This is a genomic window from Anabaena sp. PCC 7108, from assembly GCF_000332135.1.
In the GTDB taxonomy this organism is placed as follows: domain Bacteria; phylum Cyanobacteriota; class Cyanobacteriia; order Cyanobacteriales; family Nostocaceae; genus Anabaena.
Genome location: NZ_KB235896.1, coordinates 3,532,496 through 3,543,626 on the forward strand (window position 1 = coordinate 3,532,496; position 11,131 = coordinate 3,543,626).

Consider the following 11,131-nt stretch of genomic DNA (forward strand, 5'->3'; position numbering starts at 1 on the left):
GTTTTTAAATATTGTAATGAATCAAAACAGCAGTGCTGCTTCCACTCAGAAGAAATCAGTTACTAAACAAAAGCTATTGATAAATCCACTCACCATTGTGGCTGGAGAACTATTGTTAGCATTGCCTTTGGGTTTCCTATTAGCAAAGTTACAAATTGGGGGAATTGCTTGGATATTTGGAGGAATTGTGGCTGGTGTGTTCGTATGTCAGGGATATCGAGTTCTGTGCGAATATACACCTAAACCAAACCGGACTGCGAGAAAGGTAGGAATGGCACTTGTCGGTTTAACTGTTGGTGCAGCCAATGCACCAAATCATCTAGTTAGTTTAGCTGCTGGCTTGCCAATTTTTGTGTTTCTAACTTTTTTCATGCTGCTGTGCAGTATGGGTATTGGCTATTTTTATTCTCGTCTTAGTAAAACCAACATTTTAACGGCAATGCTGGCCACAGTTCCTGGAGGTGTGGGAGTGATGTCAGCGATCGCAGCTGATTATAATCGCAATGTGAGTTTAGTCGCATTAGTTCAGGCAATTCGTGTTACAGCCGTGGTTGTTATCATTCCCTTTATTGCCAAAACATCCGTAGGTAATTCCTGGAATTTACCGATATTGCCCGCAAAATTAGCTTTAATCAGTTTTGATCCAGTACAAATAGGATTACTGTTATTAATCCTGGCAATTACAGCATTATTGGTTTATTTAGTTAAATTAGGCAGAATTCCTGCTGGGGATTTTTTTGGGGCGCTGTTAATTGGTATTGCTATTAATCCCTTATTAGATATATTGCCTTTTATGGGTGATATTGACTTTAATCCACCAATTTTAATTAAATTAGTCGGACAAATGCTGCTGGGAATTACTATTGGCGAATATTGGGGAGATCAACCCAACTTTGAAAAACAGACTCTAGGCTATGCCTTGGTTTCCGTAGCTATGACTCTAATTGTGGGTGCGATCGCTGCTATACTAGCAATGAAATTAACTAATTGGGACTGGTTGACTTGTCTGCTAGTGACAGCACCAGGAGGATCAGCAGAAATGATTCTCGTCGCCCTGACTTTAAATCATCACGTCGAAATTGTCACAACTGGGCATATAGTCCGATTGATTGCAATTAACAGTTCTTTACCTCTATGGTTGTTTTTGTTTCGCCGTTTTGACAGTTTTATGGAGCAGACAGCACATGGTATCCCACATTCAAGAAGTTGATGTCCAACAATGGGTAAAAACTCGTTCTTCACTAGATTCCAATGAATCTACTTTCCTGATTTGGACAGGTAAAATCTATAGTTTTGTGCCTGGGGAAAAACGACAACTATTGTTTAAAATTGTGGGCATGAGTGTGAGTCGGTGTATTCTCACTCTCGAAGGTCGTTGGGATTTTATTTCTAGAGAATTAACTTACTACCTAAACCCAGACACAGAAGAGATTTTGCGAAAATGGGAAAACCCTTGGACAGGGGAAACTGTGTCAGTAATACACGTCGCTAATAGTCCAGTGCAAAGCAAGTTTAGCGGTAAAGTTCCTCTGCAAGTTGATGGCGAAAATAGTACCTTCGTCTTTGATATCTTTCCCAATTATCCCAATCCTTTAGCAGAAGATCCCAAATTCGCTGAATATTGTTCTTCACCAATTTATCAATCTGCGGAAATGTTTAAAATCACAGTTCCTAGTGCAGATTTAGTCAACTCAGAATTGAACACTGTCACGGAACTGAATCTAAGTTGGGATAAAATTGGTCAATGGTTGCCTTGGATGAAAATGGGCGATCGCCCCGGTTATCTTATTTATAGTTCTACAGGCAGTAAAGTTGGCAGTTTCACAGAATTACCCCCACTTCTCCAAGCTGAAATTAATACTCGCGTTCCTTTGTATAAGCAAGCCCCGAAAGCCTTTATGGACGGGGAAAACATCACTTCTTTGTTGTATTTCCAAAAGCATTTTCCCGCTTATTTAGCTGGGGAAATATTTCCCTTACCCGAACCAGAAGAAAGTTAGTACCACTGTGCGGAAATCAAAATTCACAATGTAAAATTGTCTTGTGTTTTAGGGATTTTCAAAAAAAATACTCAATTACCTAACGTAAAAATCTCTTATTGTGACTTTATTATTTGTGGATCATGTAGGTTGGGTTGACGTAAGGAAACCCAACATTGTTAAAAGTGTTGTTAATCCTAAGAAACAATGCAAACCAACATTTATTCAGATTCATCTATCATCGGTTTTTGAGCAGCGTGTCTCACAAAAATAATCTGAACATTATCATCAACAATTGTAAAAATAATCCGATAGGCGGTTTTTCCTTTACCATATATAAGTTGTCGAAGTTCTTGTTCAAAAAACTCATTTTCAAATGATAGAGAACAGCGATAAGGAATTTTTTCTAGGGATAATATAGATTTATACAATCCCTCTATCCATACTCTAGCCTTATAAGGAGAAATATTACTAAACCAGAAATAAGCCTCTTCTATAGCTTTTTGTGCTTCTGGTTGGATGACGATTTGATATTTCTCATTCATTGGGAATTGTCTAATTTATTAAACAATTCATTAAAGAAATCATCGGCTTTTTTCCCTTCACCTCGCTGCATTTGTTCTAGTCCAAGTTTAATACCTTTTAAGGTTTCTACTAACTCAGCAGCATCTAATAGTTCTTGATAAGATTCTACATCTTGAACAACTAACTCGGCTTTTCCGTTGACAGTGAGAACTAAGGGGTGTTTTGTTTGCTTAATCCGTTGTAGAAATTCAGTGGTATTACGCTTAAATTCCGTGAGGGAATGTATATCTTTAGCAATATTGATCATGATTACAAGTTGAATTAGCATTTAATTAGATGTTAGCTATGATTGACTGTCTCTGTCAATTAAATTTTAGTAATTGCTTTGAGTGGATTTATTTGAGAAACGAAAATCCAAAACTATTAGTACAGAGAAAATAAGGAAGATATTAAATCCTTTATCTCCACTTCCTTAATCCTGTAAATCCTTAAATCCTGGAAATCCTGATTCAGACTATCTAGAAATCGGCATTCTTGGTGGTGCAGTTTTCCACATTAAATCAATTTCTTCAGGTGTGAGTTGATAAGCTTGATTAACCAAATCAGAAAGACGATGTTCTAATTTTAAAGCTTCGTTTTTCCGACTTTTAATTTCGGGAACATAATCATTATGTGCTTTACGTAAAGCTGTAAAAGCTGGTACACTTAAAGGATCTGAAGCTTTTTTAGCAGTCTTTGATTTTGGCATTCTTTTTCTAACTTCGTCTGCAAAAGCTGAAAATTCCAAAGTTGCGAAATCTTCTAATTTATTTCCCAGTTTCTCAATTTTGTATTCTATTTGCAACCAGTCGAGAACATCTTTATAAACTTGTCCGTTGAGTTTGGTAATTTCAATTAACCGCGTGACAATTGCTTCTACTTCTGCGCGTATTTCTGCTGTGGGTTTTGCAATAGGAAGATTTTCAAATAAATATCCCATTGGACTAATAGCGTCAGAAAGCATTTTTGTAAAAACGCGCTGACTATACCACCAAATAATAGGGGAATTAAGCAAAGCTAAAATAAATAAATCTTGACTAGGAAAAATAAAAGTTTTATCATTTCCAAATACTCCAGAATTATCAAGTGCATAAAGTGGAAAAGTTTGAATAACTTGATAGATAATTTTTGGTTGTTCAAACAAATACCAATAATCTGAAGCATAGCGACTTAATGCGTACCAGGGAAATCTTCCTTGCTTGACTTCTGGACGAAGTTCCAGATTTTTTCTATGTTGTTCTAACCAAGACAAAATAGATGGATAATTATTAATAGGACAATCCCATTTTACAAAAATCATCCATAAATTATCCCATTGAGGACACCATCTTTTAATATCCTGTCCTCTTAAATAAGGTTTAATTATTTCCGCACATTTTGGGTCAGCTTGAACCAACTTTTTCTTAGTAGCATCATCTATTAAAAACGCTTCATTAAAACCTGTTTTTATTCCATAATAAGGTTTAACCCCAGCAAACTCCTTTAACGGAATTCCTACCCGTTGAATTTTCCGCATTAACTCCTCAACCGCAGGTGCTTCTAAACTCCAAGCATTAGCAGTAAAACGTGACCAAGGAATAGTGTAACTGTTTTCTTGATTCTGCACATATTGAGAGAGGTTAATATTTTTCAACTCCTCACGCGGAACAGAACAAATTAAAACCGATTTATTCCCATTCTCTGTATTTGAAACCTCAGATTTCCTCGCTGCGATAATACAGGGAAAAGTATCAGCGTCTTCAAAAATAGGTGCGTGTCCAAAATCAATAATTTGTTCAAACACACTTGACTGAGAAAAAAACCGTCGCAAAGGTTCACCATATCCAGAACGCAACCATTTATTAGTCACAATATAAGAAAGAATTCCTTCTGGTTTGAGAAGATTTAAACCTTTCTCATAGAAATAAATATAAATATCTGCAACACCATCATAAGTTTGATAATTTTCCTGTAAATAAGGTTTAAATGGTGATAACAACTCCTGACGAATATAAGGAGGATTTCCAATTACGACATCAAAACCACCTTCAGCAAATACTTGAGGAAATTCACTTTCCCAAATAAAAGGTAAATCTGTAAATTGGAAATCAGCAACAATAGAATTACCGATTTTAATATTATCATCCAAATAAGTTAAAGTTTTTCCCTGAGTTGCAGTTTTTAACCACAAAGATAACTTAGTAATTTCTACCGACTCTGGAGATAAATCAACTCCAAATAGATTATTACTGAGAATAGTTTTATCTAATTCAATATTTTCTGTAGATTGATGTTTCAGGAATCGCAAATTATCATTAACTCGTTGATACTGACTTGCAAAATAATCAAAAGCTGCAATTAAAAATGCACCAGAACCGCAAGCAGGGTCAATAACTCGCGTTTTTACTAATACCTCATCTCTGTAACCTTCCCAAAATTCAATTTCTTTTTTTCGGTGTTGTGATGTATCTGTAAATTCCTCTAATTTAAACTTTTCTCTTAATTCATCTTCGCGTTTTTGCAAATATCCACCAATTGCAACTTCGACAATATATTGAGTAATATAAGCAGGAGTGTAAAATACACCTAACTTTTTACGTTTACCTTGTTTTTTATCAAATTCTTGTTTAGCAACATCAGCTTTTAATTCTTCTAAATCTGTAATTGATTGTTCAAAAATTCGTCCTAAAATATCTACAGAAACTTCTGAATCAAAATCAAATCGCGTCAGTTCTTTAAGTTGAGTACATAAAGAATCAGGAATATTTAATTGTGTATCTAAAATTGGATCATGTTTAAATAAACCACCATTATAACCAGGAATTGGTGGATCTTCATTACCTTGGTCAACCCAACGAAAAACAGCTTGATAATTTTCCCAAATTGTCCGAGGATTATAAATATCTTTGCTATCATGGGCTTTAGTAATTGTCTTTTCTGGTAATAATCCTCTATCCTCACAAAAAGCAATAAATAAAATTCTATCTAAAGTCTTTTGTGCTTTCTCAATTAATACTTGGTCAGAGTTAGGAATATCTAATTTACTACCAAAGCGAAACCGAAAATCTCTAACTATATTTAATCTAACTTGCTTGTATTCTTCATAAAGCCGTTTAGTAATGTCTTCTTGTGCTTCTTCAGAAGTCGCTAATAACCTATCAATTGTAGATACATCTTTAACTGGTAAAAAACTTTGGCGACAAAGCAGAAAATAAAATCTTTTAAAATCCTCTAAATTTGCCAAGTCAACTAATAAAAATTTTTCATAATAAGCCGGAGTTTTATTAGTGTGATATAATCGCAATTCTCGATAATTAGAAATAATAATCCAATGACAATCAGGTGTATAATTAGCATAACGCCAACCTTGATCAACTGCGGATTCTTTTCTCCCTGGTGCGGGTCTATCTAAATCATCTTTTGTCCCTTTTAATTCAATTGGTGCAACAACTTTACCCTGTAATTTTACCTTACCTTTATTATTTTCTGTGGCGGTAAAAAATCCCAAAGCAGCATCAGCAGAACCACCACCGTCAGCAATAGTTTGTTCAGCGTGAATTTCCCAAACTTTCCCACCACCTGCAATAATTGAACAATAACCTAAAACATCTTGAAATATATCTTTTAAGAAATCACCATGTAAAGAAACCTCTTTTACTTGGTTAAGAGTCCCTGAATTTAAAGCCTCAATCCATTTTTTAATAATTGTGTGACGTTCTTCTAAATCGGGAGGAAATTTAAAATTAACCAAGGCATTTTTTAACGTCTTTTTCTGAAATAAAGCTTTAGAAATTTGTTGACTCATAAATATAATTATAATTTTTTTATTTTAGTAGTTTCTCTAATCAATTTTGTCATATTTTGCTCAAAAGTCCAAATATATATACCCGATTTTTCTGAAAGATTGGTGATTTGATTACACAAGCGGTAAGAACTAGAAAAATTCATAATAGACCTAACCCCCCAACCCCCTTCCCTAACAGGGAAGTGGGAGTCAAAGCCTCTCCCCTTGTAGGGGTTCCCCCCGTTGTAGCAACTGGCGTGAGAGGAATGGAAGCGAGGTTTTATATTTAATTGCGCCAAGCTACTTATCCTAATCTCCCAATCTGTTGTTACAAGTATTTTTCCATTAAATAGTTTGTAAATAAAACACCTCGACGTTCTACTTGTTGTTCCTTAGCTATAGTAAATCCATGAGTTTGAAAAAAGGGTTTTGCGGTAATACTAACTTCTGCATATAGTCGCTTAATTTCTTGTGATTTAGCCATATTTTCTATGTGCTTTAAAAGTTTTGAACCAATTCCCTTTCTTTGATATTGACTGTGACAATAAAAACAATCAATATGTCCATCAGGATCTAATTCTCCAAATCCAACTATTTCATCGTTATTTTCCGCAACATAAGGTAATTTAGTTTGTAATCTTTTATGCCAAAATTCATAATCCATAGTTTCTTCAGCCCAAGCATTAACTTGTTCTTGGTTGTAATCATGAATATTGATTTTATGAACTGTATCATAAAACAATTTCATGATCATTTTAGTATCGGACGGTCGATATTCTCTGATAGTCAGATTAAATTCTGCTGATTTCATAAAGTTCTAAAGGTAAATTGTCAGGGTCTTTAAAGAAGGTAAATTTTTTACCTGTAATTTCATCAACTCTGATATTTTCAACTTCGATATAATGAGATTTTAAATAATTAACACTTTCGTCAATGTCATCAACTATAAAAGCTAAATGTCTTAAACCACAGGCTTCAGGATAACCAACTCTTTGAGGAGGATTAGGAAAGGAAAAAAGCTCAATTTGGGTATTTCCTACTTTTAAATCTAATTTATAAGAATTTCTTTCACTGCGGAATGTTTCGTGAATAATTTCAAATCCTAAAATTTCAACATAAAAATGTTTGGATTTTTCATAATCAGAACAAATAATTGCAATATGATGAATATCGGAAATTTTCATGACAAATAAAAGATAAAATTATTTTTTAATAAAATTTTCTATAGATTTTGGCTACTGGTCAACTTCTCTAATAACTGGACTACATTTTCAGCACCTTTAATAGCTTGTTTCGCTCTAGGAATGAGAAGATTAGAAGCTTAGGACTTACGCACTGTACAAACTTCAGATGATATGTATGAACAAAATTGCCTAGTTTCAGGCTTTTGGAATAGCATATTAGTGCGGTGCGTCAGATAGATACAATCTGTTAGATGCTCAATTATCGGGTCTGACGCACCCTACAAGAGATAAAATTCATAACCCTTGATTTTTTACCTTCTTAAGGGTAGGCTTTTTAGCCCACCCTAATTAATTATTCCCGTAAAATAGTCTTTGATACAATCCTGGTTTTTTTGCGATCGCTCTCCGTTAGTTCTTGACCAGCTTGCAAGCGAGTGGCGTTAGTTTGCAACACCGTTGCTGCACCTGTATCGCCGATTTGCAAAGCAGTTTTAGCAGCTGTTTGCAGCATTGTCACCGCACCAGCGCGATCGCCCTGTGACAATTTGGCCTCTGCTACCTGAGTTTGGCGATACTTAGCTAATACCAAAATTGACTGTTGGACTTGGGGATTTACTGTAGGTTGGTAAGTCTTAGTCACATTGGCATATATTGCTAAGAGCGGGGAAAATAAACCCTCTTTGTTTTCAGCGGGGTCATCATAGCGGATTTGGATATGTCCAATTACTTGTTCTCCTTCTGGTAACTGTCCCAGATAAATATTTGCTAAAACTACCCGTTCTACATCCTTCATTAAATCTCCCAAGCGAACAATGAAGCTACCATTTGGTTCTATATCGACTGGTAACTCAATGGTTTCTGGGGCGACTTGGGCGATGGGTTTTAGTTCTGCTAGTCGCACACCTGGTACTAGAGACAGCAACAAGTGGGCATTGGTTAGCCCCACAGACTGAATGCGCCTAAACAAGCGGCTAAATTGGTCTACAGCTTGTTCTGGACGCTCAATATAAGCGAGAGTACCACCACCTGCATCAGCAATTTTTTCCAGCAAATCCTGATTCCAGTCATTACCAAAGCCGAAGGTGTTGATTGTTAAGTTAACTCTAGTGGCTTTTTGGGCAAGTTCTAGACAGCGTTTGTGGTCATTGTGGCCAATTTCCCATTTCCAAATTTTTAACCCATGATCACCACGCCCATCTGTGAGCAAAAATGCCTGAGAAACAGCACCTTTTGTGCCTTTGAGTAATTCTGTAATTCCCAGAGATAACCCTTCAGCAATGACTGTGCCACCACCAGCTTTCAGTTTTTTGTGTAACTGAGATTTGATGGTTTCGGGGTCTGTAACGATTTGGTTAGGGATAATCACCTCAGCAGTCCCCGCAAAAGCGACAATGGAGATGCGATCGCCAGGATTAAGTTGAGCCAATAATTGTTCTACTGCCTGAATCACAGTTTTCATCGGTTCCCCATGCATGGAACCACTTTTATCCAGCATCAGGCATAAATTCAGCGGTAAACTTTGGTCAAGCTCATTGGCAAGGGACGAAATAGAAATAGCTAGTTGACGTTGGTTACTCGATTGAGCGGCATCAACATTGGTATCATTTAGTGCCGACAGTAATTCAACTTTCATTTAGGAGGGGCATCCTGCAACACGGTTTTTGAGACAATTCTGGTTTTTTTGCGATCGCTTTCGGATAATTCTTGCCCGGCTTGTAAGCGCGTGGCATTGGTTTGCAATACCGTAGCCGCACTTTGATCTCCCATTTGCAAAGCAGTTTTTGCCGCTGTTTGCAGCATTGTCGCCGCCCCAGCCCGATCACCCTGTTGTAATTTGGCTTCGGCTAATTGGGTTTGGCGATACTTGGCCAAAGCTAAAATCGACTGTTGGACTTGGGGATTGACAGTTGGTTGGTAAAGCTGGTTAACATTGGCATAAACTGGCATATTTAGGGAGAATAATCCGGTTTGGTTAAGGGCGGGGTCATCGTAGCGGACTTGCACATTAGCGATCGCCTGTTTACCTTCTGGCAACTGTCCCAAATAAATATTAGCCAAAATCACCCGCTCTACATCTTTCATCAAATCTCCCAATCGCACTACCAACCGACCATCAGCATCTGGTTGCACTGGTAACTCGATGGTATCTGGGGCAACTTGGGCAACTGGTTTCAGTTCGGCTAAACGCACATTTGGCATCAGTGAAAATACTAGATAAGCATTAGTCAATCCCACTGTTTGCATCCGACTGAACAAGCGACCGAATTTATCCATAGCTTGATCTGGTTGTTCGATATGAGACAAATTCCCCAGACCAGCATCAGCTATTTTTTCTAAAATATCTTGATTCCAATTGTCACCAAAACCCAATGTGTTTAAGGTCAAATTATAGCTGGCTGCTAATTGGGCGAATTTCAAACAGCGATCGTTATCACCATGTTCATTTTCCCCATCAGTTAACAAAAAAGCCTGGGAAATAGTTTCTTTTTTCCCTTTGGCTAATTCCTCAATTCCCAAACGCAAACCTTCATCAATCGCTGTTCCACCATCAGCCGTGAGACGGTTAATTTGCTGTTTGATCTGGTTTCGGTCTGAAATTACCTGATTTGGGACTAAAACATTAGCACGGTGATCAAAAATAACAATACTTAGGCGATCTTCAGAACTGAGTCGATCAACCAAGAGATTAGCAGCTTTTTTCACAGTTTCGAGCGATCGCCCCTTCATTGAACCGCTATGATCGAGAATTAAGCATAAATTTAATGGTACAGTCCGATCCAGAGTTTCCCCAATTGCAGAAATCGAAATTGCTAACTGGCGTTGACTGCTTGGTTGATGAGCGTCCACACTAGCATCATTCAGAGTAGGTTGCAAATTAACCTTCATAAGCCAAGTTTCCTATCAAAGATATCTATATCTATTTTTGACACTCTCAGGGCTAAAGCCGCTGAGATTCTGCGGACAGAGTAAACTTAGGTAGTACCCAAAGGTTAATTCTCGCTACGGTCGTCAAACACCGTCTACCCAGTAAGCTTAGGTCTATGCCTAAATTGCTGGCTACTTTTCGTAAGTAATTGGACAAAAATATTTACAGTCATTGCGAGCGAAGCGAAGCAATCCCAGCCCTTGCGATTGCGTCATTCCACTGCGTTCCATTCGCAATGACATTGTGTAATTAATTCTGTCCTAGTACTTAAAATGTTAGCGGCTCCGTTCAAATCGGCATTCACGATTGAACCATTACCTAACTTATACAAACCACGCTGAACACGCCTTCCAGATGCTTTCCACCCGTCTGGTTTGTCACCGAACTTAGGTAGGGAGTCTCCATCGAGAAAACTAGCTTTTGATGTATATGCTTCTTCGGTTTCTTGAAATCTAATACCGTGTAAATCACAGAGTTGTTTTAACCTATCCTTAAGTTTACCTAAAGGAATTTGGACAAACTTTTGATTGTTAATTCTCCCCATGTTGGCATTAAATTTAAAACCCTCATTCCAGCCAATTACTAACGTACCAATGCCATATTTTAAGCAATGGTCAACAATTAGTTTTGCGGCTTTATTAATCCCATCACGCATTTGATGGTTACGTTTACGGGTCACACGGTCTAACCAATTATCCCAATAAGCTTCTGGTCT

General features: G+C 37.1%; 10 protein-coding genes. 2 read left to right on the forward strand and 8 right to left on the reverse strand.

The genetic code is table 11. The features are described 5' to 3' along the window. The first annotated feature begins 16 nt into the window (after positions 1–16). Together ANA7108_RS0116685 and ANA7108_RS0116690 are read left to right on the forward strand one after the other, a co-directional pair. Entirely contained in the window at positions 17–1,210 is a 1,194-nt protein-coding gene (locus ANA7108_RS0116685) for an AbrB family transcriptional regulator (protein ID WP_016951945.1), read from the forward strand. Next, entirely contained in the window at positions 1,185–2,000 is an 816-nt protein-coding gene (locus ANA7108_RS0116690; RefSeq protein ID WP_016951946.1) for a DUF1838 domain-containing protein, read from the forward strand. The genes ANA7108_RS0116685 and ANA7108_RS0116690 overlap by 26 nt, the downstream gene beginning before the upstream one ends. A 200-nt stretch (positions 2,001–2,200) precedes the next feature. Here ANA7108_RS0116690 and ANA7108_RS0116695 read toward each other — a convergent pair whose 3' ends face one another. The 8 genes from ANA7108_RS0116695 to ANA7108_RS27530 form a co-directional block, all read right to left on the reverse strand. After that, entirely contained in the window at positions 2,201–2,524 is a 324-nt protein-coding gene (locus tag ANA7108_RS0116695; RefSeq protein ID WP_016951947.1) for a type II toxin-antitoxin system RelE/ParE family toxin, read from the reverse strand. Beyond that, entirely contained in the window at positions 2,521–2,832 is a 312-nt protein-coding gene (locus ANA7108_RS0116700; protein ID WP_016951948.1) for a type II toxin-antitoxin system Phd/YefM family antitoxin, read from the reverse strand. The genes ANA7108_RS0116695 and ANA7108_RS0116700 overlap by 4 nt, the downstream gene beginning before the upstream one ends. A 186-nt stretch (positions 2,833–3,018) precedes the next feature. Beyond that, a complete protein-coding gene (locus ANA7108_RS0116705) occupies positions 3,019–6,327 on the reverse strand; it encodes an Eco57I restriction-modification methylase domain-containing protein (RefSeq protein ID WP_016951949.1) in 3,309 nt (1,102 codons plus the stop codon). 307 nt (positions 6,328–6,634) lie between these two features. After that, positions 6,635–7,117 carry a GNAT family N-acetyltransferase gene (locus tag ANA7108_RS0116710; protein WP_016951950.1) on the reverse strand — a complete coding sequence of 161 codons (483 nt, stop codon included), beginning with the start codon at positions 7,115–7,117 and terminating at the stop codon, positions 6,635–6,637. Further along, the gene (locus ANA7108_RS0116715) at positions 7,098–7,490 is read right to left on the reverse strand and encodes a VOC family protein (RefSeq protein ID WP_016951951.1); all 393 of its coding nucleotides are present in this window, start codon (positions 7,488–7,490) and stop codon (positions 7,098–7,100) included. Before ANA7108_RS0116715 ends, ANA7108_RS0116710 begins: the two co-directional genes overlap by 20 nt. A 352-nt stretch (positions 7,491–7,842) precedes the next feature. Beyond that, positions 7,843–9,123: a VWA domain-containing protein gene (locus ANA7108_RS0116720; protein ID WP_016951952.1), complete on the reverse strand. Its 1,281-nt coding sequence runs from the start codon at positions 9,121–9,123 to the stop codon at positions 7,843–7,845. Next, entirely contained in the window at positions 9,120–10,376 is a 1,257-nt protein-coding gene (locus ANA7108_RS0116725) for a VWA domain-containing protein (protein ID WP_016951953.1), read from the reverse strand. Before ANA7108_RS0116725 ends, ANA7108_RS0116720 begins: the two co-directional genes overlap by 4 nt. A gap of 251 nt (positions 10,377–10,627) precedes the next feature. Then, a partial coding sequence (locus ANA7108_RS27530; protein WP_016951954.1) for an IS200/IS605 family accessory protein TnpB-related protein occupies positions 10,628–11,131 on the reverse strand: 504 nt, incomplete at its 5' end.